The organism is Shewanella sp. S23-S33, from assembly GCF_043359565.1.
Lineage (GTDB): Bacteria > Pseudomonadota > Gammaproteobacteria > Enterobacterales > Shewanellaceae > Shewanella > Shewanella oncorhynchi.
On the sequence record NZ_JBHFFD010000014.1, the window covers coordinates 29,707 to 56,311 of the forward strand.

Consider the following 26,605-nt stretch of genomic DNA (forward strand, 5'->3'; position numbering starts at 1 on the left):
GCCCTTAAACGCTTAACTCAGTTGGTTAAAGGGATGCGCCTCGCCCCATGGGGAAGCCAATATTTGCTCAAGTACCGCTGTGGGTACTGAGTTAACATCCTTAAAACGCCATTGAGGTTTCTTGTCTTTATCAATCAAGAGTGCACGAACGCCTTCGCAGAAATCACCGTGGGCGCACACGTTAACACTCGCGGTTAATTCCCATTTAAAACATTGAGCTAAGCTAAGCTTAGTCCCTAACTGCCCTTGGATATAAACCAAGTGCCAGCTGATAGGGCTACCCGCAAGGAAGGTGTCCCGCGCTTTCATTAACCACTTTTCTTCCGATACCAAAGTTGACATGCGTGCTGCAATATCCTGCAGACTGCCCGCCATAAGCCTGTCAATTATGTCTTGGCTTTCGGCTAATACACTGTCGCCCTTCGGAATATCCACTTGATTAGACAGCTCGTTGATCATGCTATCTAAACGTTGATGATTAAGTGCTGGCGTATCGCTCCAATCTAAGGTTGCCATGGCATCAAACATCAGCTCTTTGTCGTCACGGTTCAGGTAATGATCCGCAAGGCCCACATAACAGGCATCGGCGGCATTGAGTTGATAGGCGGTCAATCCCAAAAACAATCCCATCTTGCCCTGCATACGATTAAGGAAATAACTGCCGCCCACATCGGGATATAGGCCGATAGTCACCTCAGGCATGGCGATACGCGAGGTTTCGGTAACGACTCTGTGGCTTGCGCCCGCCATCAAACCGAGACCGCCGCCCATGACAATGCCATCGCCCCACACCAACACAGGTTTGCCAAAGGTATGCAGTAGATAATCGAGGCGATATTCCTCTTCGAAGAAAACCTTTGCTTCCTCAGTCACTTGCCCATTAGCGGCAATGGAAGCATGGTATAAAGCGCGCACATCACCCCCGGCACAAAATGCCTTCTCACCGCTGCCATCTAATACGATGCAAGCGATAAGGGGATCTTTCTTCCACAGATTAAGCTGCGCCGTCATAGCTCGCACCATGCCTAAATCTAAGGCATTGAGGGCTTTTTCCACATTGAGTGTGACCACACCAACCAATTTGCCAGAAGCAGTGGCTAAGGTTTGAAAAACCACATTTTGTGTGGTCGTGACCTGATTTGCGACATGCTCGACCACGTCATTATCTACTACATTCGTCATTAGCGGTTTCTCCACTCAGCTTTACGTTTCCCTAAAAACGCATTCACGCCTTCGGCCTGATCTTCAGTATCAAATAATCCGACAAATAACTCACGCTCAATCGGTAGCGCTTGGCTACGCGCCATAGTGCGCCCCGCTTGAATAAGCGTCTTACACGCAGTCACGCTGCTTGGGCTTTGATTCGCCACTTTGACGGCTAAGGCAATTGCAGCATTAAGCGCTTCGCCAGTATCGACCACTTCTTCCACTAAACGTAGATTCAATGCTTGAGTCGCATCGATACGCTCGCCGCATAAAATCATCCGTTTAGCCCACCCTTCACCGACTAATGCGGTCAGATTTTGAGTGCCACCCGCACAGGGTAATAAACCGACTGTTGCTTCGGGCAATGCCATCACAGCTTGAATTTCGGCGATACGAATATCGCAGGCCAACGCGACTTCTAAGCCGCCGCCCATGGCATAACCGTTAATCGCGGCAATCGACACACCGCGGAATTGGCTTAAGGTTTCAAAGGCTTCACCAAAATGCTTTGCCATCGTTGCCGCATTACCTTTGTCACCATCGCTAAACAGTTTTAAATCGGCGCCAGCGGAGAAGAACTTTTGCCCTTGGCCCGTTAACACTAAGGCGTAAATCTCTTTATTGGCGTTAAGCTCAAGCACTTTGGCTTTAAGCGCCTGCAAACTCTCGGCGGTCCAAGTGTTGGCTGGCGGATTGTTCATGGTCAGAATCGCCGTGTGGCCTTCGATACGTTCAACTAAATATTCCATCTTTATAGACTCCTTTTCAGTTATCGCCGACCTGTAAGTCACGCATATTGCGAGTTGAATTACAGAATTTGTCCTGCATTTTCATCGAGTAAACGACGGGCGATAATTAAGCGCATAATTTCGTTAGTGCCTTCTAAAATCTGATGCACACGCACATCACGGAAATGACGTTCCAGCGGGTACTCCCTTATATAACCATATCCACCATGAATTTGCAGCGCCGCATCGCAGACTTGAAAACCCACATCAGTGGCAAAGCGTTTCGCCATAGCGCAATAAGCCGTGGCTTCAGGATCGCCGCTGTCGAGTTTAAAGGCCGCAAGGCGCACCATTTGGCGGGCTGCGACTAATTCAGTCGCCATATCGGCAAGCTTAAATTGTAGCGCTTGGAACGCCGCTAACGGTTTACCAAATTGCTGACGCTCATTCATATATTGAGTTGCGCGCTCTAACGCCGACTGAGCCGTACCCACAGAACAGGTAGCGATATTGATGCGACCGCCGTCTAAGCCTTTCATCGCAAAAGCAAAACCTTGGCCTTCTTCACCGAGCAAGTTCGCTACTGGCACGCGCACATTTTCAAAGGTGATTTGACGGGTCGGCTGGGCATTCCAGCCCATTTTATCTTCGGCTTTACCGTAGATAACACCAGCGGCATCCGCCGGAATCGCAATGGCCGAGATCCCCTTAGGGCCAGCTTGACCTGTGCGGCACATCACGACTAAAAGCTCAGTGGCGCCCGCACCTGAGATAAACATTTTCGAACCTGAAATCACATATTCATCGCCGTCGCGCACCGCTTTGGTTTGCAAAGATGCAGCGTCCGAACCCGCTCCCGGCTCAGTTAAGCAATATGACGCTAACATCTGCCCTGTGGTTAACGGCTCAGACCAAGTCTGACGCAGTGTTTCAGTGCCCCAAGTCGTCACCATCCAAGTGGCCATATTGTGAATGGTCAGCATGGCAGTGGTCGCGGTGCAGCCCTTGGCGAGTTCTTCAAAAATAATCGAGGCATCGAGGCGCGATAAACCCATGCCACCTTCGGATTCTGGCGAATACAGAGAGCAAAAACCCAGCTCACCGGCTTTTTGGATCACCTCTTTGGGGAAATGATGTTCTTCATCCCACTTGGCGGCGAACGGGGTTAATTCTTCCGCGGCAAACTGGCGCGCCAGATCGGCAAACTGGCGTTGGTCATCGTTGAAATTAAAATCCATTGGGCTCTCCTATGACTCTATGGTCACTTTTTTATTGAATAAATTGGGCGCCGTAAAGACGCCGTGGTTTATCGATTAATCACCGAGCTTAGCGTAGGTTAATGCTCATATTTGGCGTTGAAGCTACGGCGATATCGGACTCGAACCAGCGAGAAGTGATGGTCTTGGTCTCGGTATAGAAACGCACCGCTTGCTTGCCATAAGCATGTTGATCGCCGTAGAAACTGCCCTTCCAACCGGTAAATGAGAAGAAAGGTAATGGCACAGGAATAGGCACGTTAATCCCCACTTGGCCGACTTCGATTTCGTGTTGATATTTACGGGCCGCCGCGCCGCTAGCGGTAAAGATAGACGTGCCGTTGCCATAAGGGCTGGCATTGACGAGTTCGATGGCGGCTTCTAAGGAGTCTGATTCCATGCAGCACAATACTGGGCCGAAGATTTCTTCCTTGTAAATGCTCATCTCAGTGGTGACTTTATCGAACATGGTTGGGCCAATCCAATTACCGGATTCATAACCTTCTACGGTAAAATCGCTGCCATCGAGTAAACACTCGGCGCCTTCGGCTTTACCTTGGGCGATAAGTTTAAGCACTCGCGCCTTAGCGGCTGGGCTGATAACCGGACCATAACCCGCTTCTTTATCGTCCCATAAACCTGGGCGAACTTTGGCTAAGGCTTCTTTTAATTCTGGGATCCACTCTTTAGCGGCGCCAACAAACACAGCAACCGAAATCGCCATACAACGCTGACCCGCCGCGCCCACAGAAGCGCCGACTAAGTTGTTGATCACTTGCTGTTTGTTTGCATCTGGCATGATAACGCAGTGGTTTTTCGCGCCCGCAAAGGCTTGCACGCGTTTTAAATTATCGGTACCCGTTTTATAAATATATTGACCCACAGCCACAGAACCGACAAAGGAAATGGCTTTAATCGCAGGGTCTGCCAGCAGGATATCTACGGCTGTTTTATCGCCATGCACTAATTGCAATACGCCCTTAGGTGCGCCCGCCTCAACAAACAGCTCAACCAGACGCTGCGGCGTCATAGGATCTTGTTCTGAAGGCTTTAAAATGAAAGTGTTACCGCAGGCAATCGCCAATGGGAACATCCATAACGGGATCATCGCAGGGAAGTTAAATGGCGTAATACCGGCACACACACCGAGCGGTTGAGTGTAGCTGTAAGTGTCAATTGAACGCGCGACGTTCTCGACGGTTTCACCCATCAATAATGACGCCACGTTACAGGCGTGTTCAGCGACTTCGATACCGCGCCACACATCGCCCTTGGCATCTTCAAAGGTTTTACCGGTTTCCTTTGCGAGAATGGTCGCCAATTCGTCGTGATGTTCTTTTAGCAGATGTTGATAACGCAACATGACGCGCGCGCGTTCAGACACTGGCACTTCTTTCCAGGTTTTAAAGGCCGCTTTGGCGCTAGCAATCGCAGCGTGAACTTCTTCGCTAGTGGCAGCATTAATCACAGCAATCGGCGAGTTATTCGCGGGATTGGTGACAATAATCTGTGATGTGCCCGTACCTTGGATAAACTCGCCGTCAATGTAATGCTTTACTTGTGTGGTCATGTTGCAATCCTTTCCTTGTAGAGTGATGGGCTGGCGGTGCGATATTATGATTATCCTCAAGGGAAGTGATTGCCCTTGCCAGCCCCGTCTTGTTGATTTAACTAAAACCTGATTTGACAAAAACCTTTGCGATTAGACCTCAATGGCCATCGCTGTTGCTTCACCACCGCCGATACACAGCGAGGCGACACCGCGTTTAAGGCCGCGGGCTTTTAAAGCATGGATTAAGGTCACTAGTAAACGTGAACCCGAGCAACCAATAGGATGACCTAAGGCGCAGGCGCCGCCATTGACGTTAACTTTAGCCACATCTAAACCCAGTTCAGACACGGCAAGCATAGTCACCATGGCGAAGGCTTCATTGATTTCGAATAAATCGACGTCATCCGTTGACCAACCCACATTAGCCAGCAATTTCGCCATAGCGCCGACAGGTGCAGTGGTAAAGAGTGAAGGCTCTTGGGCGTGGGTCGTGTGGCCTTTAATGGTGGCTAATACCGCTAAGCCTAAACGCTCAGCTTCGCCGCGAGAGGTCAGCATCAATGCCGCTGCGCCATCGGAAATAGAGCTAGAGTTAGCCGCTGTGATAGTGCCATCTTTGGTAAAAGCTGGGCGCAGCGTAGGAATTTTTTCTGGGCGGGCATTACCAGGTTGCTCGTCGGTATCGATAGTCACATCACCACGACGATCGCTGACAGTAACTGGGGTAATTTCGGCTTTAAAGGCACCCGAGTTAATCGCGGCATTGGCTTTTTCGAGCGAACTTAGCGCAAAGGCGTCCATCTGCTCACGAGTGATCCCAAATTCATCGGCGGTTTTCTGGGCAAATGTTCCCATGGCGCCGCCAGTATAAGCATCCTCAAGACCATCTAAAAACATATGATCGAGCACTTTGCCGTGGCCCATGCGCATGCCGCCGCGAGCTTTATCCAAAAGATACGGCGCTTGGCTCATACTTTCCATACCGCCAGCGATCACGACTTTTGCACTGCCCGCTTTAATCAAATCATGGGCTAACATGACCGTCTTCATGCCTGAGCCACAGACTTTGTTCACTGTGGTCGCACCAACGGATAAGGGTAATCCCGCACCTAAAGTGGCTTGACGTGCAGGCGCTTGACCTAAACCAGCGGGTAATACGCAGCCCATCAAGACTTCATCAACATGCTCACCCGCTAATTGAGTCTCCGCCAACAAGCCCTTAATGGCTGTCGCGGCTAAAGCCGGTGATGCAACGGATGACAAACTGCCTTGAAACCCGCCCATAGGGGTGCGTTTAGCGGCAACAATAACAATATCTTGATTTAACGCTTCAGTACTCATGCAGGCTCCAACCTAAATTGACCACGAGGCCTAGTGCTAGCCTCGGGACGTTTAATAAAATCGACAATAAAACCACTCTGACGTTTACGCGAACGTAAAGCAAGTATTCCTTGGTCTAATGTGTCGATTTTATCGGGTGAAAATTGTCAGTAAGGATTTACAGCGAGGCAGGGATTAAGCGCAGTCAAGCGTGGACAACAGAATCTAAGGGAGAGATAAATTAAGAGCTTTTGGGTATCAGCTTAGGTCACATCCATGTGACCACATCACTATAAAAGGCTAAAAAAAACCTTAGCGCGATTCCCACGGCGTCATCGCCGTCATATCACTTAAGTCATAAGGCGTTAACTGGTAAACGTAATAATTGAGCCAATTACTGACCAACAAACTACCGTGGCTGTGCCAGCGGGCAATGGCTTCGGCTTCTGGATTATTATTTCGATAATAGTTTTGTGGCACATTTGGCGTTAAGCCTTGGGCTAAATCCCTATGGTATTCATCGTTTAAAGTCGATTTTTGATATTCAGGGTGCCCCATTACAAACAAGTTACGGTTATTGCGACTTAATACCAAATAGGCCCCGGCTTCATCGGACTGCGCTAACACTTGCAGCTGCGGGTGTTGCCTAATTTCTTCCACATCCATCTCAGCAAAACGCGAATGGGGTGCAAAGAACTCATCATCAAAACCACGTAACAGTGGGAAATGCTGACAAGTGCGCCTATGTACAAATACGCCAGAACGCTTCTGTTGCAATATTTTTCGATTTAAACCATAGAGATGATACAAGCCCGCATGGGCTGCCCAGCATAAAAACAACACTGAGGTGACATGCTCTTGGGACCAGTCGATGATTTCACGGATATGATCCCAATAAACCACATCTTCGAAATCGATTTGCCCAAGCGGCGCGCCCGTGATGATAAGACCGTCGTAATTTTTATGGCGCACGGCTTCAAAATCACGGTAAAAAGTATTCATGTGGTCGATGGAAGTATGCTTGGACTCTTTGTCGTGAATGCGCAGTAAATCCACATCGACTTGTAAAGGCGTGTTGCCCAGTAAGCGCAATAACTGGGTTTCAGTCTCGATTTTGTTCGGCATCAAGTTCAAAATCAGCACCTTCATCGGCCTGATATCTTGATTCGCCGCCCGCGTCTCGGACATAACGAAAATATTTTCTGACTCTAACACCCCTGCTGCGGGCAGATGATCTGGAATTCTAACCGGCATACCGCGCCTCTTCTGTTCGTAAATACTAACGGATTCGGCGCGTATGTCAGCTCACTTCTGAGCGAGCTAACTAGCCACCGACTTTCTCTAGCAGTATCGTCATTGGCTCAGTGGAATTGAGATCAATATGATAGGCTTGAGTATTAATAAACAATAACTTATCACCCAACATAATCCGTGCACCTATGGCATAAGTGTGACCGGGTTGGAACTGATCGCTACCAATCGCAAAACTGAATGGCGCGGGTGTCGCAGCACCTTGTTGTACGCGCTCCGCCATCACTATGGCTGGCACATCCATTTTTGAGACATCAAGCAGTTGCACTATGACCTTAGCATCGGCAGGTAAGGCTATCCGTTCGCGATATAAGGTCTCGCCTTTTATCTCAACGATAGCATTCGGTGTTGCACAACCCGATAACACCCCCATGATGGCCATTAATGCTAAGGCTGTTAATCTCAATGCGCTTAAACGCAACCATTTGTTCATTTTGTTTCTCCTAATCATACATAAAGACTTCTAGATGTCCATACGCCCAAGCTATAAATCTTGTCTTGATGAACATAACTTTCTATCATAAGCCACCATTTCGTTGCCGAAAAATCTATGACCCAAGCAACTGCAATCATTGTGGGAGCTAGCTCACAATTAAGTCGTGAACTTGCAAAGCAATTGGCAGATCAGCAGGTTGAATTAGTCTTATTCGCCCAAGATCCAGAATCACTGCGCGATTTTGCCTTATCCTTGCCAACAAAAGTACAAGTTTTTGCACTTCAAATTGAACAACCTCAAGCCATCATCAATCAACTTGAATCAGTCTGGCAAACTCTTGGCGGCGCGCACTTAGTCTTAGTCAATACTGGCCTCAATAGCTATGACCCCGAGTTGCCTTGGCTACCGGAGCAAGACATTATCGATGTCAATGTGCGAGGTTTTGCTGCCATCTGCAATACGGCATTTAGACTATTTCGCGAGCAAGGTTATGGACAACTGGCGGCAATCAACTCGATTGCGGGCCTGCGCGGCGGGCCGAGTGTGGCCTATCACGCCTCAAAAGCCTTTGGGCAGAATTACCTTGAGGGCTTAAGTATGCATGCTCAGCGCCTTAAGCTACCGATTACGATTACCGATATCCAACTTGGTTTGCTCGATAAAGCCGCTATGCAGCAAAGTGCGATGTGGCTTGCACCATTGCCACAAGTCGCAGCACAAATCATCAAGGCAATGAAACAAGGCAAACGCCGCGTCTATGTGACCAAACGCTGGCGCCTCGTCGCTTGGCTTACTGTGTTATTACCCGAATTTATCTATAACACTCGCCACTGGAAAGCAAAAAAGCCAAAGCGCTAAATCGGCTTAGCCTAAGTGGAACAGAACATGGCGCGATAAAAAGTGCAGAAATGAAAAAGGAGCCTAAGGCTCCTTTTTTACGCTTATCTAATCAGTGGATTAGAAAGTGTAACCCACGCTGACCATATAAACCCATGGATCAATATCGGTTTCGATGGTAACTGGGGTACCTTGGTATTTAAATTTAACGTCACTATCAATTTTGGCGTACCACACGGAAGCGTTCACTAACCAGTTTTTGTTAACTTGATAATCAACACCCGCTTGTGCCGCTAAGCCCCAAGAAGTGCTCATGCTTAAATCCGTTAACGCACCACCTAAATCATTAGTAAACTCATTGTCGAAGAAATTAGTATAGTTCACACCAACACCCACGTATGGGCGTAATTTAGACTGTGCATCACCAAAGTAGTACTGCGCCACTAAAGTGGGTGGTAAATGCTTAGTTTCAGCAATCTTACCTACGCCAGCCAAAGAGACATCGTGGCTAAAAGGCGTTGCTGCTAATAACTCAACCCCGAAGTTATCAGTCAACATATAACCGAAGTTCAAACCCACTTGAGTATTATTACTCACTTGGAATTCACCAAGATTGCCTACACCAGGTATAACTACATCTTGGCTTGATTCATTTGGCGCAACAACCACAGCACCCGCACGAACGATAATGTCACCCGCTTGGTGAGCCGATACAGAGGCAGAAAAACCAGCGGCTAAAAGGGTGGCAGCGACCAGTGTAGAAACAGTGTTTTTATTCATCATCATACTCCATATGTACAACATAGGTTTTTGTTTTGTATTACATCCTTAACAATTGACGCCTACACTGCCAGAGATATGCGGCTGATTTATTGATCCAAATCAAAGTGAGTGAGTAATACTCACTTATAGGTACCACGCATGGGAGCTGAATCACGAAATTCAAACATTTATTGATAATACCCCTTTGTTTTCTGTGAGCTAAGTGTTGTATTAGCCATCACTAATAACTTCCGCAAGAGGTAGTGACCAACAACACCATAAACATTTTAGTAACAATAAAAAGCACTTAACTAAGAGGTTATTTGAACATTAATTTCAAATTATAGAGACGGGTTAAATGATACCAATCACATTAAATATCTAATCAGTTCAGAGCCTCACAGGCATCTCAATCCAAGGCGCATTGACGCAAAAATGGTTATTCCCTTTTAAGTCAATGCAACACCGGAGTGGGATGCCTGTGTGGCTCCCGAAGGGCGGCTGATGTTCACTACATGGGCAACGCGCTTTATACTGCGTTTAAGGCTTTCGACAGAGTACCACTATGCCTTCAAGCCTTAGCCTTGTCTAAAGCGCGTTGAACTCCCGCTGAATGAACAGATATTTAATACGATTGGTATTAGGATAAAAACAGAAAATGGATAAATAAAAACGGCTTGAGGATGATACCTATCATGTTAGATAACTAGATTGCATGGAATGATAGTGTGAGGCGGTTAAGTCTGTTTTAGACTAAACGAATAAGAAAGTGAGAAGATTAGCTTGAGTAACAACACGTAAGCAAAGGATAGCGAGTTAGCCAGCCCTTAGTCGCGACTCTGTGATGAAACACGGGTAATGATCGCTTTGGATTGGCGCTCAATTTGAGGGCAAACAGGGAGTTCAGCCCAAAGGGAACCACCAGCTCAATACCGTAATGCGTGCAATGATGATCAGTCTCTTCATCTACCTGAGTATCTGTCTCAACATGAGATTTTAAACACACCCCAACCGCAGTTTCTAACTCTGGCCAATGGGCCATAGCATCAATACAAGATGTGTAAGCCATGTCTTGATTGCGACTATGCATGCGCGCCTGATTCTTAACCGACCAAGGTAACTCAGGGGCAAGCTGATGAAGATAGGCTTCAATCGCCAGATCCCGCTCAGGGCTAATATCTAAAGGGCAAAAATAGATCAGATCGATATCGTTCAGTGGACTCAACTCAAATTCGTGCAAGCGATCCCAGACTAAATTACGGACAAATCCCGCCGCCAGACACCACTTCGGCATTGAGTGTATTTTGGCACATTGAAGCGCGAGTTCAAGCGCCCTCACCCGCTCGCAGTCTTGAGTTATCCATTCGAGTAATTGATGCTCTAGCGCTGCTTCACTCATTGCATCATTCATAACATTACCCGTAGCACCACTCATAACAGTATCGCCCGCTTCAATATCAGATAAAAACACGGGAAAGACATTAGGCTTACTCCACTTCGCCATCGATTTCTGGGCACTTTACGACCTCATGACAGAGTAGTGAAACGAAACTATAAATAGGTGCCATCACCGCAACACAAATCCAAAAACCATGTACATCTTTGTCTAGCAGATTAACGCTAACAATATAGATAGGCACGAACAGTAGCATCCATTTTATTATATTGAATTTGTACAGTATCGGCTTATCACAGTGGCAGCAGCGTCCTTCCTTAATCGGCACATCCTTAGCGCCGAGTTTACCTTTGCAATACGGACATTTTTTACTGAAAAGCATTTAAACTCCATCGCTGAGATAAGACTCGCAAAGCAAGCCTCATCATCCATTCTTTCTATTCGTAAAAACCGTATCCACGCAATTCGTTACACCGCATCCGCTTGGCGCTCTGGCGCAGCATTGGCAAAGGCTTCAAGCTGATTACACTCAGCCCACACGCGCATGATATTGGGATAAGGCGTTAAATCCACATTAAAACGCTGGGCGTTATACACCTGCGGTACTAAACACAAATCAGCTAATGTCACTGCATTTCCAAAGCAATAACGACCGCTATGCCGTGTTAACAAGGTTTCTAAGGCCGTAAAACCACTTGCGACCCAATGGTGATACCAAGTATTTTTGGCGGTGTCATCAGCACCTAAGGTTTGCGTTAAATACTGCAATACCCGCAAGTTGTTTAATGGGTGAATTTCACAGGCGACCGTAAGTGCCATAGCGCGCACGTGGGCACGTTCAAGAGCCGATGCAGGCAATAATGGCGACTGTGGATGTATCTCATCAAGATATTCGATAATCGCTAAAGATTGCGACAAGGCATCCACATCCAGCTCATCATCCACCACTAAGGTTGGCACTAACTCTAAAGGATTAAGCGCAATGTAGGCCGCTTTATGTTGCTCGCCGCCATCACGTACGAGATGCACTGAAAACTGTTCGGCTGAAATCCCCTTGAGATTAAGGGCAATTCGAACCCGATAGGCTGCACTGGAACGCCAATAACCGTAAAGTTTCATATTTTCATGTCCTTATAAAAGTCAGTATAAAAACGGGGCAATTAAGCCCCGTTAGTTTGAGTCGGTGTCGCCCTTTAAGGGAAAGCCTTAGGCTTTGTATTCAACCACTTTTTGATCGATAGAACCAAAAATGGTTACATCATTATCATCGAGCATTTCGATACGCACTGTGTCACCAAAACGCATAAATGGCGTAGTGGCTTTGCCTTCGGCAATCACTTCTAACATACGTTTTTCCGCTAAACAGCTCGAACCTGCGCTACGGTCATAGTTAGAAATAGTACCAGAGCCTATAATCGCGCCTGCGCCCAATGGACGGGTTTTTGCAACATGCGAAACTAACTGACTGAAATTGAAGGTCATATCAACGCCTGCATTCGGACGACCAAATAATTCACCATTTAAATAGGTGATCAGCGGTAAATGCACTTTCGAATCTTCCCAACGGACACCCAATTCATCCGGTGTCACAGCCACAGGCGAAAAACTGCTCGATGGTTTAGATTGGAAAAAACCAAAGCCTTTCGCCAACTCACCAGGGATCAAGTTACGCAATGACACATCGTTAACTAGCATCAACAATTTAATGTGCTTAGCTGCATTGTCAGTGCTCACGCCCATAGGCACATCATCGGTAATAACCGCAATTTCAGATTCGAAATCGATACCCCAGTCTTCACTCGCCAATGGGATATCCGCTTTAGGGGCAATAAAGCTATCTGAGCCACCTTGATAAAACAACGGATCTGTCCAAAAGGTTTCTGGCATTTCTGCACCACGGGCTTTACGGACTAACTCAACGTGATTCACATAAGCGCTACCATCGGCCCATTGGTAAGCACGCGGTAATGGCGACAAGCACTTAGCTTCGTCGAACGCTTGCGCGTTATCTAACATGCCTTCATTTAACGCATCGTACAATTCTTGCAATTGCGGTCTCAGTAAATCCCAACCATCGAGTAATTGCTGCATAGTGTGGGCAATGGCAGGAACGGCAACCGTTTTAGTGAGATCGCGGCTGACTAACATCAACTGACCATCACGACGACCATTGTTATAACTTGCAAGTTTCATATTGGCTCCAGTGCTCTTCGGCTAGGTGTACAATTTTATTGTGCTGGAAAACGCGCGACGTCACCCAGCTTATATTCGGCGATTTAAATCGGACTTTTTGACTCATTAAGGGCATACACGTTACGCATTCCGCGCCAACGAGGCATGCTTTTTTACTTGTTTTAACGTATTTGTTGCGCGTAGAAATACCCGATGCAGCTCAAGATTCCTATAGCGTGACCAAAATCACATTTAGGTCAATTATTTCACATTTTGTAAACTAATCATTACGTTTATAACCTAGTTCCCGCTTATCAATATCTCGGTAAGCAATATGCCTGAAAAGTCGGCCACTAAGTGGAACGATACTGTTACATTGACTGTGTCAACCCAACGAGACTCTGGCTAACGGCGCTTGGCTATCTTGTATTCACGCAGTTTATTAGCAATAGCTGTGTGTGATACACCTAGCTTTTTCGCCAACTGGCGAGTGCTCGGGTAGGCCGGATATAATCGACGCAACAGACTCGCTTCAAACTGCTTCATTGCATCGTCGAGATTGCCTTCAAACTCATTATCAAAGTAACCAAAACCTTCGGCGTATGACGGCAATTTCAGCTGTTCTACCGTCAACTCGGCCGAGCCGTCCCACATAGACACGGCTCTAAATACCGCGTTCTTTAATTGGCGTACGTTACCTGGCCAAGCGTAGGTGAGCAAATGATCGCGGCACTGGGCCGAAATCCGCCGAACAGGGCTAGACAACTGTTGACTGTAATGTTCAAGGAACATTTCCGTCAGTGGAATAATATCGACTTTACGCTCGCGTAAGGACGGGATGTGATAACTCAGCACATGGATGCGATAATACAAATCTTCCCTAAACTCGCCGGTTTGGCATAGTTCAGCTAAATTTTTCTGGGTCGAGCAAATAATTCGTACATCAGCACGCACTTCTTCATCGCCCCCTATGCGTCTAAAAGTGCCATCTTGCAATAGCCGTAGCAGCTTAACTTGAGCCGCCCTAGACATTTCCGCCACTTCATCGAGAAATACTGTGCCACCCTTAGCTTCTTCAAAAAAGCCTCGTTTGACGACTTTGCCCTGACTAACGTAACCGAATAATTCCTCTTCGGCAGCGCTGTCGGGCAGAGCGGCGCAGTTGATAGCGATAAAGGGTTTTTCACGGCGCATCCCCGCATCATGGCTAGCTCTGGCCATTAATTCTTTGCCAGTACCCGTTTCACCCGTGATCAACAAAGGTGCATCGAGCTGGGCCATACGCCGCGCTTGCTTAAGCACTTCCTTCATCTTGTCACTGCTGGCTAATACATTTTCAAAGCCAGTGGTTTGGTTCTGCAGCGCGTTAAACTGTTTTCCAACGCGCGCAGGGGATTTCAGCGACACCACAGCACCAACCAAGATGGTTTTTTCATCCTCATCGGGTAGGTAAATCGGCAGCATTTCCGCTAAATATTCGTTTGGGCCGATTTGAACTCGCGCCGCTTGTGGCAATACTTGTGCTTCACTCAACCAACGGCTGAAGTTAAAACCTTGCACCCAATGATTAAGCGACTCTTCAAGCACTTCGTGCTCACCCATGCCAATATTGAGCAATGCGGACTCATTAACGATACGGATACGAGCCTTGGCATCAATAGAAAAAACGGAGTCGGGTAAGGTTTTGAGCAGGGTTTTAAGGGCGTAATGTTCTTGCTCTGAGGGCATAAATGACACCGTACGCACATCGTGGACACTTTCCACTTTGCGGATCTGCGGCATCAAGGCACTCAAGGTTTCAAAACTGATTTCGGCAAATTGTAAGTACAGGAATCCTTGGTTACTGGCATCAATGGCAATTAAATTAATACCATAACGCTCTAACACGACTAAGATATCTTTGGCTAAACCAACACGATCCTGACAGCTGACTTCCAAGCGCATAATGACTGATATTCCCTTTTTTGATTTGAATTTTGGGGATAAACCGTGCAGAGCTATTTTTCGCCTTAGGCTTTACAACAAAAATAACGCTTGCTAGGCAAATCGTTACCCTTGACGAAAACGTCAGCGATGAGGGGAAATAGCAGAGCCCGTATACGTTAGAAGGTTAAACTGAAAGTGGCAAGCCTAGTTTACAGTTGAATTGTAACAGGAAGAAAAAATCAGCATCATAAAACACATTAAGATGCTGATTAAATTGATTAAATAATTAACCTAGTAACTGGTCTGTCTTGGCGGCCATGATGAAGTCATTCTTATGTAGCCCCTTAATGGAGTGCGACCACCAAGTGACAGTCACTTTACCCCATTCAGTGAAAATGCCGGGATGATGGAATTCTTCTTCCGCTAAATCCGCCAGCTTATTCGTGAATGCCATCGCCAGTTTAAAGTTTTTAAACTTGTAGACGCGCTCAAGCTGCATTACGCCGTCACGCACTTGCACGCCCCAGTCAGGGATCATACGAATAAGTTCTGCCAACTCTTCATCGGTCACTTTTGGTGCATCGGCTTGGCACGCTTCACATTTCATATTCGATAACGCAGTCATACATACTCCTGTTGGCAACATTAATAGGGATATTCAGTTGCACTTTACTCATTACTTATTAATTACTTAAATCACATGACTAAATTAGATGGCGACTCAAATAAAACATCAAACCATCCATCGAATCGAGACTAGCTCGCCTTGGCTTTGGGAGGATATTTAGGAGCAAATAAACCTAACTGACGTGCCTTAGTGACATAACTCATAATGTCCATTTTGGCAATTTCATCAAGCATATCAATGTGCTCAATCACATAATAAATCGGCTGCATAATGTCGATGCGATATGGGGTTCGTAGCACATTCAATAAATCAAAGGGTTGACGTTCTGGCACGTCACTTTCCATTGCATATAAAGTTTCACCAGGTGAGCTTAAAATACCGCCACCATAGATACACAAGGGGCCATCTTTAGGCTGTAGCAAGCCAAACTCAACCGTAAACCAGTATAAACGCGCTAAAAACACCCTTTCTTCTTTGCTGGCATTTAAACCTAATTGGCCATACATATGTGAAAAATTAGCAAATGAAGGGTTGGTGAGCAAAGGGCAATGACCAAAGATTTCATGAAAAATATCAGGCTCTTGCAGGTAATCAAACTCTTCCTTACGGCGAATGAATGTCGCCACAGGAAACTCTTTATTGGCCAGTAGTTCAAAGAAACGGCCGAAGGAAATAAGCGCAGGTACGGCTGCCGTTTTCCAGCCGGTGGTCGCTTGCAATACAGTATCAATTTCAGTAAGTTGCGGAATACGATCCTTTGGCATAGCCAAGGCATCTAGCCCTTGCAAATACTCCTTGCAGGCACGGCCAGGCAGGTTTATCGCTTGACGGGCATAAAGCTGGCTCCAAATCTCATGTTCTTCTTGCGGGTAGTTGATAAACCCTGTGTCATCAGCTCTGTGAGCGATGTACTCTGTTCCTTTCGTCATAGTCTTCACTTAGTGGCTAGCGCTCATGGAACCATAGTGATCTAAGCCTTTAAATTTGTTAACTCCCTCACACTTTATTCTTGCACCACTACTGTGACGTAAACGTAAAGCAAATATTACAAGGGTATTAAAAATGCCATGCAAGTGCACATCACCCATGCTGGATTAGATGCTCTGTGCTACCTTTGCTAAAACTTACGTCGACTTCGCTGTAAAAATACTTAAATATCCTAAGTTTTCAGCGTTTCTAAATAGCTTTTCTGTGCAGGTCATTTACAATATTGGCCATTAACCGCATCTCCTTGACCTAAAAGGTTCGCAATGAAACAACATCAAATTCGTAAAGCCGTTATTCCTGTCGCAGGCCTAGGCACTCGTATGCTTCCAGCGACCAAAGCAATTCCAAAGGAAATGTTACCAGTTGTTGATAAGCCATTGATTCAATATGTAGTCAGTGAAGCTATCGCGGCTGGGATCAAAGAAATTGTACTCGTGACCCACGCCAGTAAAAACTCTATCGAAAACCATTTCGATACCAGTTTCGAATTAGAAGCCCAATTAGAACGCCGCGTTAAACGTCAGTTACTTGAAGCCGTACAATCTATTTGTCCTAAAGATGTAACAGTGATCAGCGTGCGCCAATCTCAAGCTAAAGGCTTAGGTCATGCGATTTTGTGTGCTAAATCTGTCGTCGGCGATGCACCATTTGCCGTATTGCTACCGGATGTGATCATAGATGAAGCCAGCTGTGACCTTCGTAGCGATAACTTAGCCGCTATGGTTGCCCTGTTTGATGAAACCCAAGTCGGTCAAATCATGGTGGAAGGCGTGCCACATAACGTCGTCAACCAATACGGTATTGCCGATGTGAATGGTCATGATTTACAACCGGGTGAATCTGAGCCATTAGTCGAACTGGTTGAGAAGCCAGCCGTGGATGAAGCGCCGTCCAACTTAGCCGTTGTAGGCCGTTATGTGTTACCTGCCAGCATTTGGCCACTACTGGCTAAAACCCCTGCGGGCGCAGGCGATGAAATTCAATTAACGGATGCGATTGCGATGTTAATGAAGCAAGAAACCGTAAATGCTTACTACATGGAAGGTAAGAGCCACGACTGTGGTAACAAGCAAGGTTATATGCGTGCTAACGTTGAATATGCTCTGCGCCACAGCGAAATCGGTGAAGATTTTGCGCACTATTTAAAAACCGTTGTAAAAGGAATTAAGTAATGACGATTTTAGTGACCGGTGGTGCTGGCTATATTGGCACCCACACAGTAGTAGAACTGCTCAATGCTGGTAATGATGTGATTGTATTGGACAACTTGTCTAATTCAAGCATAGAAGCCTTAAACCGAGTCGAGCGGATCACTGGTAAATCGGTTACTTTCTATCAAGGCGATATTCTCAATAAAGCGTTATTGCAGAAAGTGTTTAACGATCATGCTATTGATTCAGTTATCCACTTTGCAGGATTAAAAGCGGTGGGAGAATCCGTCGCAAAACCCCTTAAGTATTATGAGAATAATGTTACGGGTACGCTTATCCTTTGCCAAGTCATGGCAGAGTTTAAGGTAAAAAATCTCGTATTCAGCTCATCGGCAACTGTGTATGGCGATCCCGCAAGTTTACCGATTACCGAAGACTTTCCCACAGGGGCAACAAACCCTTATGGTCAGTCTAAGTTGATGGTTGAACATATACTGGCAGATGTACACAATGCCGATCCGAGCTGGAATATCGCCCGTCTGCGCTATTTTAATCCGGTTGGCGCCCATGCCAGTGGCTTAATCGGCGAAGATCCTAACGATATCCCTAACAACTTAATGCCCTTTATTGCGCAGGTTGCCGTGGGTAAACGCACCGCCTTAAGCGTGTTTGGTAATGATTATCCGACACACGACGGTACTGGCGTGCGTGACTATATCCATGTCGTGGATTTAGCCAATGGCCATTTAAAAGCGCTCGCAAAATTGGCCACTAAGCCTGGTCTAGTGACCTATAACTTAGGCACAGGCCAAGGATATAGTGTATTAGACATGGTTAAGGCCTTTGAAAAAGCCTGTGGTAACACCATTGCCTACCAAATTGCGCCACGTCGCCCAGGGGATATTGCCGCCTGCTACGCCGATCCAACCCACGCAAGGGAAGATCTTGGCTGGCAAGCGACTCATACCCTAGAAGATATGGCCAACAGTAGCTGGCATTGGCAATCAACCAATCCCAATGGTTATAACGGCTAATAACTTGAATGGCTTGTGGAAATCTCCCAAGCCATTTTTCTTTATCCCTCTAAATACCGTCGCTTTACATCATTAACCACCCGAGGAGCAACATGACTCAAAGTATTAATCACAGCCGTCGCAGCCTCTTTCGCCGGCGTAAAGATAATGCGATAAGGCCGCCTTGGGTACGTGATGATATCGAGTTCACCGATGTGTGTACCCGTTGTTCCGCCTGTCTTGAGGTTTGTGAAACTCACATTATCATCAAAGGTGATGGCGGATTTCCTGAAGTCTCCTTTAAGGACAATGAGTGCACATTTTGTACCCTGTGTGCTAAGGCTTGCCCTGAAAATATTTTCGATTTGACTCAAGCACCTTGGCAATACCAAGCCCATGTTCAAGAAAGCTGCTTAACCTTTCAAGGGATCTGGTGCCAAAGTTGTAAGGATGCCTGCGAACCAAGAGCCATCAGCTTTGTGCTCAGTATTGGTCAGGCTCCGAGCCCCAAAATAGACCTTGATCTTTGTACTGGATGCGGTGCCTGCGTAGCTCCTTGCCCTAGCAAAGCCATTGAGATAAAACGACCAACTTGATAGAAACACTGTAATTGCATTAACACATGCCGAGCTGTGCTTCTCCTGGATTTTAAGCTAGTATCGCGCCTCTGTTGAACTCAGTTAATCCCTTCTCGAATTAAGTTAATTTATGATGATGTTTGTAAAAAAACTGTTTTTCCCGCCTAAAAAAAGTACCTCTTTTAGCTTTATTGCTCGAGGCACTAAACTCACGGGAAATATCGAATTAACAGGCGACGTGCTTGTTGGCGGTGATATCCAAGGTCAGCTGCTTTCTGAGGCCAATATCACCATAGAACAAGGCGGTATAATTCAAGGTGAAGTAAAGTGCCATGAATTTATCGTCGATGGGCACTTCAAAGGCAGACTCATTTGTGAGCGTTTAGTGATCCAACGTAATGGTGTTGTCGACGGCGAAGTGGCAAGTACCTCAATGCAAATCCTTGAGGGTGGCCAATTTATCGGGATGCGGATTAAAGAAGATGCACCAACCATTTATTCCCATACAATAGGCCATACACCAACAGCAGATCCACTCAACTTACCGTCCGTGCAAAACGACGTCATAGAATCTCGCTAATCCTAAATGCATCACTATCGTTTGCTCGCCGCCTTAGGTGAGCAGACTTTGACTCACTCTTTTAGCTCAATCATTCCTTTCCGCCTGATGTTAAACATAGCGCCTACTCATCTAACTCTCCCCAACTCTCCCCTTTACAATGGTTAAATAATTGTTATTTTGCCGAGAGGGATCACAGTTAATCCGCATGCTGAATGTTAATCTTGGCAGTTAGTATCCATGATATTTGATCGCGGTGGTTCGGGTAATCGCAAGGACACAGAACTCCCCTAATAGCGCCGCAAAAACATTTAAGACTCATACAGGGCAAAATACAAAATGAGCAACTTATTACTAAAACAGATCTGTGAACTCGATGTTTTTACCTTGCTTGTATTTAAAAGTATTTTCGACACTGGACACGCAAATAGCGCGGCCAAAGCGCTAGATGTTTCTGCACCCAAAATAAGCCGCTGCCTCAATGCATTACGCCTAACCTTTAACGATGAACTATTTTATCGTCGTCAACAGGGGCTTAAACCGACACCTTTAGCAGAAAGTCTCTACGTTGCTATTTGCCAGTTTACTGAATCGGTTTATCACCTCGAACAATCTGCAATCCAGATACAAAATGCGGCCATCAATGCCGACTTACCGCTGCATATCGCTGCTTGTAATGGCCTGCTAAGCTTTTTAGCGCCTCAGTTAAGTACTCCTGAACTTGCCCAAAAGCTAGGACAAATACGCTTACATAAATGGCAGGAAAATAGCGCTGAGTTGATCCACGCAGGTGCGCTTGATTTTGGGATTACGTTTGAAAGTGCTGAAAATAAAGAATTAAGTTACACCAAACTTGGCTCAATCAATGGCATTTATATCGTTGCAGCCAAGCAACACCCACTTTGGGACGTTGAGACGAATATTACCTTAGAGCAAATTTGTCGCCATCCGTTTCTATTTCAAGAACTCAAGGGCTTTAACAGTAAAATCGATCCCTTAGAATTATTTTGCCAGCGCCAAGGTATCTTACTGCCTACAGTAGAGAAAGTGATAGACAGGGAGGAATGGTATGCCCATCTATTAACCATGAAGAGTGTGGCTTTCTGTTCCAGCATTGATATGCACACAGTTAAACATATGCCCGGATTACATCTCGAGCGCCTTAGCGACACAGAGCTTAATAGACTCCACGAAACTATGATGGCGCCACATTATTATCTGATTGAGAAACCTGCAGTTCATCGGCGTTACAGCCAAAGCCAGTGTGATCTCGTCGTGCGCTCCTTACTTGCCGCACTCGAACCAGCACACTAATACAAAAATAGATTACACACTAAGTTCATCAACCTAGCTTACGTCATGGATGTTAAGTGGGTTAAGTGGGTTTACTGGGCTATGGCTTCTATTTATCCAAGGCACAATTAAATCACTTTAAAATGCCATATCTTCCCCCAATCCTCGCCCTCTTATCCCATTGCTTTTGCGCTCAAAACCTTAAGATAACGACTTAAGATTTAGGCTCTCTTAACATCGTTCATTTTGCTTAACCGAAAATGAATTCATCATTTCGGCCTAAGTTTAAAGATTGAAATTGTGATGCACATCATAGGCTAGCAGCTTAATTTCACTATTTAAAATATCAAAATGCAAAGTTTAGAATTACCATTCGCAGGTGTTAAATCATCGTTCACATATCAGATACAAATTTGCAAATACCACTTTATAAGTAGATGAATCCTCCTATATTAGAGGCACTGCACACGCAGTCTTATAGATAGAAAAAGGGACGCGATGATGAAAAACTACAATAAATCTCTACTGGCACTGGCTCTCGTCAGTACCTTAAGTCTTACCGCCTGCGGGGACGGAAGCGATGGTCAAGATGGGGCACCTGGCACACCAGGTACACCCGGAACACCAGGCACTCCCGGAACACCAGGTACACCCGGAGCCCCTGCGGGTTCCTTCGCAACGACAGCTCAATCCATTACAGATCTGGCATTCACGTTAAGTCCTGCTGACATTAAAGTGACCAGCAGTGAAGGCTTCAGTGTTAAATTTACTGTTACGGGTAAAAATGCAGGCAAAGTAGTCCCATTCAAAGGACTGGATAAAATTGCAATTTATTCTTTAACAGCAAATGAAAACACCTCAGGTACTGGCGCGCCGATTGAGTGGCAAAATAATGCCACGGCAAATGCCGCTGGCACTTCGTTAACTTGTACTCTAAACGGCCTGAACGGAACTAAAAACGCTTGTACTTTAACCGAAGATACAGCGACGCCAGGCACTTACACAGCAACTTGGACTTATGGTGGCGCAGCGCCAATCATTAATCCAAATGATAATCCAAACGCAGTACACAGAGTCTTTTTACGTGCTTACAACATCGCCGATAGTACTGGTGTTGTCCTATCTGACAAGATTTTGTCTGTACCCGTTGATTTTATCCCTGCAACAGATGAATTAGGTGTATCGGGTAAAGACACAGTATCTAGTGCGGCATGTAAAAACTGTCACGGTGAAGTAGACGGCCATATCGCGAAGATTGAAGCCCACCATAACTACCAAGATGTTAAAAACTGCGTAACTTGCCATAACCCTGATCTCGTTCCAAGTGACGCACAACTGGCCGAAGGTTGGGTATTTGATTTTGCTCCCATGATCCACAGGATCCACGCAGGTCATCACATCAGTGACAGCTTAAGTGGCGAAGCAAAAGAATATTTTGGTGAAGTTGGTTTCCCATCTGATTTGAAAGAATGTAAATCTTGTCATGATGGTGCACCAAGTTATAACACCAATATTTATGCACAAGCTTGTGTGGGTTGTCATATCAATGTGAACTTCACCACTGGCGAAAACCATTCAGAATTTGGTTTAGCCCAAGCTGATGATACTCAATGTAAATCTTGCCATGGCAGCGGTAGCTTAACACCTGAAGCTGTACACAGTGTCGGTAAACGCGCTGAGTATGCAAGCCTATTCAAAGTTGACTTTACCAGTGCTGCAGTAGCGACTTCAGCAACACCTGGAATGAAAACATTGACATTAAAAGCCAATGTGACCATGAATGGCGCTGCAATTCCTAACGGAACCGATTTAAAAGTGTATAACGCGACAACTAACCCTACTGGTATGTTTGTGGCTAACGGCTTATTACTGGGTAACGTAACTACTGATGGTACTGTTTATGCTTGGAGAGATGTCAAACCAACAGCAATCGCTCTTAAGCTTGAAAATGGTACGCTGGCAGATGGTGTATTAACCTTCGTAAAAGATATTCCCGATGCCCAAGCTGTAGGTACTATCTACGCCAGTTCAGAAGCCAACGTCTGTATCAAAGCAGGTAAAGTAAGTAGCTGTAATGCCACAGGACTTGAATTTGGCCCAACAAATCCAATTGGTAACACTGCTCCTGTTAAATTCTATAGTTTAGATACTACTGCAGTAGTTAAAGCTCGAATGACAGATCCTGCCCGTATTACCGTAGAAGAAGCAAAATGTAACGACTGTCACGGCACCTTAGATTATATCAAGGGCACCAGACACGGAACTTACACCTTTGACCAATGTATGCACTGTCACAACGATACAACGGGTGCATCAGGCCATAAAACAGTGGTTTATAAAGGTGAAGACGGTAGCAAAGTCATTAATCCAGAAGTCACTTTCAATAACAAAGACTTATTCACCGTCGCCCACCGTTTCCACAGTGGTAACTTTGATGTTATCGCAGGGATCTTCCGCGATGCTAATGGTGAATTAGTCGGTTATCCATCACCAGAAACTGCATGTTCTGCATGTCACAAAGATGATGCAAAACTGTTTGCGACTGACGGTGGTTTAGCTTCTGAGAAACGTTCAATCAAAGTGGGTAGCAACTACATTAGCCCAGTAGCTGAATCATGCCGTAGCTGTCACGCTCACTCTGATGCAGCGGCTGTCGCTCACTTTAGAAGCAACGGTGCTGTGGTTGAAGCTGACGCAATGACAGATCCTAACTTACCAGTAGAATCTTGCGCAACTTGTCATGCTGAAGGTAAAACCTACGGTGTAGATAAGGTACACGCAGAGGTAGCACACTAGTACCTTTGGGTTGCCCCTGCACAACCCAAACTTTAATCTCTGCAACTCATTGGGGACCCTAGGGTCCCCTTTTTTATTGCTGATGATCTTCAATTGAGATTGTAGATTTAACCAGCTGAGCGGCTACATTGTGCAATACGTTGTCTAAGTAACTTAATAAAGTCCTTAGGTTCCCTATCTAAACTGTCATGGGGAATATACAAGTGATACCCTAAACGCGTATCTAACATCACGCAGCGATGCCCAAACATAGCTAATACGCCACGATAACGATCCCCTTCAATCACTAAAGGGCCAAACTCAGCGCCGAGATAAGTTTCTAAAGTCGCTAAGTCTGCATCTTGAGAGGCAGCAGTCACCAGCAAAGGTCGCTGTTCAGTTAATAATCCTGTTGCTAGACGCAGGGAAATATTATCGAGAATGGGATTTAAATGTTTCAGTTTAATGCCTAAATAAGATAACTCTATAGTATCTAAACCATTAGTCACCCGCGGAATATCGACCCGCTGAATATTATCCCAATCGATAGCCACTTTGCCGCGGCGATGAAAATAGGTCAGCCCCTTGTCATCTAATGCTAGAGTCGTTTCCGGTTCATATACCTTGGCTAAACCGAGAATGAGTGAAATAGCGCCTAAACTAAAAAACATCAAACCGACAGCAAACAAAGCTGGCCACGTCAGAAACAGTCCCAAACACAGCACCAAACTTATGCCTCCCAGCCAAGTTAAGGTTAACCCATTTCGTTTCGATAAAGGACGCACAGATACTATTTCTGACTCAATTGTCATTGTTCATCTTCCTGTTAACACTCACTATCTTTAGACTGAACTTGGCAAACCACACCTTTAACTTACGGCCTTTATCCATAACCACAAACGGCCAATGTATTCGTGAATCGCCCGTTGAGAAGCCACTAAATTATCGGCAGTTAACCGCCACCAAAAATCATCTCGGCCAATAAAATCCGTTGGGGCAGCATCGGGGTGTAAGCCTTTAGTGGCGAAAATAGCCATCGCCCTTGGCATATGAGTGGCCGATGTGACTAAGCGAAAGGGCTCCTCCCCTAACTCCCACTTTAAGTATTGCGCTTCTTCTATCGTATCGCGCGCCAGTGGAAATTGAATAATTCGGCTTTTATCAACACCTAGCTCTACCGCGGCTTTAGCCATCATTTCAGCATGGGAAAATTGAGTGAGTTCACCACCCCAGCCGCTGACGATCAACATACACTCTTGACCCAACTTAAGTTGCCGAATTCCTTCAGTTAACCTTGTAAGGGCTACATCCGATAAGGATTGCACCGCCGTAGCTCCCGCTATATCAGCATGCCCTGAACCTAATACCATCACAAAACAAGCGCCTGTGATGGGCGTGGAATTAATCGGGTAAGCTGATTCTAACGGCCGCACTAAGGTATTTACACTCAGTTGACTGCTTAAAAACAGTAAGAGAAAAAAAGCGCAGGATACTAAGTATTTCGCCATACTGCGACGGCGCCATACTAGAAAAGAAATTAGTAATAACAATAGGATAAAGGGAATCGGCATCATCCCCTGTGAAACAACTTTCTTAACCCAAAACATGATGTCCATGCCAAGCAATCCAAAGGAGCGCAATCATAGCATCAAAATACAGGGGGAACACATCGCACATAAAGCTAGCCCAGCGTTTTACTGGGCTATTGTTTACAAGACTCTGATATCACTAGACGTTGATTTCATAGCGTAATGAGTTCACTGGTTGAGTTTATATCTTCAATAATGGATCACTTTTCCCACAACCAAGCGGCACCGCGCACACCCGATGAACAACCGTATAGATTCTGCACCACAGGCGTATGACACTCACGCCCCACCACATAATGGACCAGCAATGCCGGTAATCTTGGGTAAATCGCCGCGACATTCGACATTCCGCCGCCCAACACTATGGCATCGGGATCGAGCATATTGATCACATGTGCGAGTGAACGAGCGAGTCTATCCATATAACGATCAAATGCAGCAACCGCAATGGCGTCACCTTCATCGACTAACAACATAATATCGGCACCTGATTTGGCAGCAGCGCGCACTGTACCCGCAGCCGTCAAAGCCGCATTATAATCACGCACAAAGCCAGTACCTGAAATAAAGGTCTCGATACAATCGGGATTGCCACAGAAACATCGGGTGGTATTGAACTCTTCCTTAGTCATCCAAGGCAAAGGATTATGACCCCATTCACCGCCGATACCATTACCACCACCGTGAACTTTGCCGTTAATTGCCACACCCGCGCCACAACCAGTACCAATAATCACGCCAAACACCACAGAAGCGCCAGCGGCTGCCCCATCGACCGCCTCTGATACCGCAAAACAGTTTGCATCATTGGCAACCCGCACTTCACGCTGCAACAATTCCCCTAAATGTACATCGAGGGGCTGACCATTGATCCACGTCGAGTTAGCATTTTTGACTAAACCTGAATAGGGCGATACCACACCAGGAATACCCACGCCGACAGTGCCTTTCTCGCCAAGAGTCGCTTCCGCTTCCTTAACTAAATCAACCACCGCAGTAAGCGTGCCCTGATAGTCACGTGGCGTCGTCACACGTTTGCGAAATAGCTCATTGCCCTCATCACTCAGTGCGACTAATTCTATTTTTGTTCCACCTAAATCGACGCCCATGCGCATCATGAATTACCACTC

At 46.0% G+C, this 26,605-nt stretch carries 25 protein-coding genes; 7 read left to right on the forward strand and 18 right to left on the reverse strand.

Translation table 11 applies throughout. The features are described from left to right. Positions 1-12: 12 nt before the first annotated feature. From ACHA99_RS03460 to ACHA99_RS03490, 7 genes are all read right to left on the reverse strand, one after another. Positions 13-1,182, reverse strand: a complete 1,170-nt coding sequence (locus tag ACHA99_RS03460) for an enoyl-CoA hydratase/isomerase family protein (RefSeq protein WP_028760562.1) — start codon at positions 1,180-1,182, stop codon at positions 13-15. After that, entirely contained in the window at positions 1,182-1,955 is a 774-nt protein-coding gene (locus ACHA99_RS03465) for an enoyl-CoA hydratase (protein WP_011789976.1), read from the reverse strand. The genes ACHA99_RS03460 and ACHA99_RS03465 overlap by 1 nt, the downstream gene beginning before the upstream one ends. 59 nt (positions 1,956-2,014) lie before the next feature. Then, positions 2,015-3,172, reverse strand: a complete 1,158-nt coding sequence (locus ACHA99_RS03470; RefSeq protein WP_393941075.1) for an acyl-CoA dehydrogenase family protein — start codon at positions 3,170-3,172, stop codon at positions 2,015-2,017. Positions 3,173-3,260: 88 nt separating this feature from the next. Continuing rightward, positions 3,261-4,760 (reverse strand): CoA-acylating methylmalonate-semialdehyde dehydrogenase, encoded by a 1,500-nt coding sequence (locus ACHA99_RS03475; protein WP_011919010.1) that lies wholly within the window; start codon positions 4,758-4,760, stop codon positions 3,261-3,263. Between the two features lie 132 nt (positions 4,761-4,892). Then, positions 4,893-6,083 (reverse strand): acetyl-CoA C-acyltransferase, encoded by a 1,191-nt coding sequence (locus ACHA99_RS03480; protein WP_173245781.1) that lies wholly within the window; start codon positions 6,081-6,083, stop codon positions 4,893-4,895. 291 nt (positions 6,084-6,374) lie between these two features. After that, positions 6,375-7,316: a homoserine O-succinyltransferase gene (metA, locus tag ACHA99_RS03485; RefSeq protein ID WP_028760567.1), complete on the reverse strand. Its 942-nt coding sequence runs from the start codon at positions 7,314-7,316 to the stop codon at positions 6,375-6,377. Positions 7,317-7,386: 70 nt separating this feature from the next. Continuing rightward, complete coding sequence (locus ACHA99_RS03490; RefSeq protein WP_113938934.1) at positions 7,387-7,806, reverse strand: YbaY family lipoprotein; 420 nt, start codon at positions 7,804-7,806, stop codon at positions 7,387-7,389. A gap of 117 nt (positions 7,807-7,923) precedes the next feature. On the opposite strand from ACHA99_RS03490, the gene ACHA99_RS03495 reads away from it, so the two are divergent. After that, on the forward strand, positions 7,924-8,667 hold the full coding sequence (locus ACHA99_RS03495; protein WP_028760569.1) for an SDR family oxidoreductase: 744 nt from the start codon (positions 7,924-7,926) through the stop codon (positions 8,665-8,667). Positions 8,668-8,766: 99 nt separating this feature from the next. Here the strand turns inward: ACHA99_RS03495 and ompW are convergent, their stop codons facing one another. The 8 genes from ompW to phhA form a co-directional block, all read right to left on the reverse strand. Continuing rightward, on the reverse strand, positions 8,767-9,429 hold the full coding sequence (gene ompW, locus ACHA99_RS03500; protein ID WP_168823143.1) for an outer membrane protein OmpW: 663 nt from the start codon (positions 9,427-9,429) through the stop codon (positions 8,767-8,769). A 757-nt stretch (positions 9,430-10,186) separates the two neighbouring features. Continuing rightward, entirely contained in the window at positions 10,187-10,843 is a 657-nt protein-coding gene (locus ACHA99_RS03505; RefSeq protein WP_393941290.1) for a nucleotidyltransferase family protein, read from the reverse strand. Between the two features lie 52 nt (positions 10,844-10,895). After that, entirely contained in the window at positions 10,896-11,186 is a 291-nt protein-coding gene (locus ACHA99_RS03510; protein WP_393941079.1) for a hypothetical protein, read from the reverse strand. An 86-nt stretch (positions 11,187-11,272) separates the two neighbouring features. Then, the gene (gene maiA / locus ACHA99_RS03515; RefSeq protein ID WP_212600044.1) at positions 11,273-11,923 is read right to left on the reverse strand and encodes a maleylacetoacetate isomerase; all 651 of its coding nucleotides are present in this window, start codon (positions 11,921-11,923) and stop codon (positions 11,273-11,275) included. A gap of 87 nt (positions 11,924-12,010) precedes the next feature. Then, a complete protein-coding gene (locus ACHA99_RS03520; protein ID WP_028760574.1) occupies positions 12,011-12,997 on the reverse strand; it encodes a fumarylacetoacetate hydrolase family protein in 987 nt (328 codons plus the stop codon). 384 nt (positions 12,998-13,381) lie between these two features. Beyond that, positions 13,382-14,920 carry a transcriptional regulator TyrR gene (gene tyrR / locus ACHA99_RS03525; protein WP_113938940.1) on the reverse strand — a complete coding sequence of 513 codons (1,539 nt, stop codon included), beginning with the start codon at positions 14,918-14,920 and terminating at the stop codon, positions 13,382-13,384. A gap of 268 nt (positions 14,921-15,188) precedes the next feature. Further along, the gene (locus ACHA99_RS03530) at positions 15,189-15,527 is read right to left on the reverse strand and encodes a 4a-hydroxytetrahydrobiopterin dehydratase (protein WP_106650051.1); all 339 of its coding nucleotides are present in this window, start codon (positions 15,525-15,527) and stop codon (positions 15,189-15,191) included. Positions 15,528-15,658: 131 nt separating this feature from the next. Further along, complete coding sequence (gene phhA, locus ACHA99_RS03535; RefSeq protein WP_219250194.1) at positions 15,659-16,459, reverse strand: phenylalanine 4-monooxygenase; 801 nt, start codon at positions 16,457-16,459, stop codon at positions 15,659-15,661. 321 nt (positions 16,460-16,780) lie between these two features. On the opposite strand from phhA, the gene galU reads away from it, so the two are divergent. The 6 genes from galU (at position 16,781) to ACHA99_RS03565 (ending at position 23,907) form a co-directional block, all read left to right on the forward strand. Next, entirely contained in the window at positions 16,781-17,689 is a 909-nt protein-coding gene (gene galU / locus ACHA99_RS03540; RefSeq protein WP_028760578.1) for a UTP--glucose-1-phosphate uridylyltransferase GalU, read from the forward strand. Continuing rightward, positions 17,689-18,702, forward strand: a complete 1,014-nt coding sequence (gene galE, locus ACHA99_RS03545) for a UDP-glucose 4-epimerase GalE (protein ID WP_028760579.1) — start codon at positions 17,689-17,691, stop codon at positions 18,700-18,702. The genes galU and galE overlap by 1 nt, the downstream gene beginning before the upstream one ends. 92 nt (positions 18,703-18,794) lie before the next feature. Then, positions 18,795-19,277 (forward strand): ferredoxin-type protein NapF, encoded by a 483-nt coding sequence (gene napF / locus ACHA99_RS03550; protein ID WP_263138116.1) that lies wholly within the window; start codon positions 18,795-18,797, stop codon positions 19,275-19,277. 112 nt (positions 19,278-19,389) lie between these two features. Next, entirely contained in the window at positions 19,390-19,839 is a 450-nt protein-coding gene (locus tag ACHA99_RS03555) for a polymer-forming cytoskeletal protein (protein WP_263206302.1), read from the forward strand. A 318-nt stretch (positions 19,840-20,157) separates the two neighbouring features. Next, positions 20,158-21,132 carry a LysR family transcriptional regulator gene (locus ACHA99_RS03560; protein ID WP_263202061.1) on the forward strand — a complete coding sequence of 325 codons (975 nt, stop codon included), beginning with the start codon at positions 20,158-20,160 and terminating at the stop codon, positions 21,130-21,132. A gap of 477 nt (positions 21,133-21,609) precedes the next feature. Beyond that, positions 21,610-23,907, forward strand: a complete 2,298-nt coding sequence (locus tag ACHA99_RS03565; protein WP_393941085.1) for an OmcA/MtrC family decaheme c-type cytochrome — start codon at positions 21,610-21,612, stop codon at positions 23,905-23,907. 107 nt (positions 23,908-24,014) lie between these two features. Here ACHA99_RS03565 and ACHA99_RS03570 read toward each other — a convergent pair whose 3' ends face one another. From ACHA99_RS03570 to mak, 3 genes are all read right to left on the reverse strand, one after another. Continuing rightward, on the reverse strand, positions 24,015-24,698 hold the full coding sequence (locus ACHA99_RS03570; protein ID WP_393941086.1) for a DUF2982 domain-containing protein: 684 nt from the start codon (positions 24,696-24,698) through the stop codon (positions 24,015-24,017). A 57-nt stretch (positions 24,699-24,755) separates the two neighbouring features. After that, complete coding sequence (locus tag ACHA99_RS03575) at positions 24,756-25,457, reverse strand: YdcF family protein (protein WP_393941292.1); 702 nt, start codon at positions 25,455-25,457, stop codon at positions 24,756-24,758. Between the two features lie 218 nt (positions 25,458-25,675). Then, entirely contained in the window at positions 25,676-26,593 is a 918-nt protein-coding gene (gene mak, locus ACHA99_RS03580) for a fructokinase (RefSeq protein ID WP_393941088.1), read from the reverse strand. Positions 26,594-26,605: the final 12 nt, after the last annotated feature.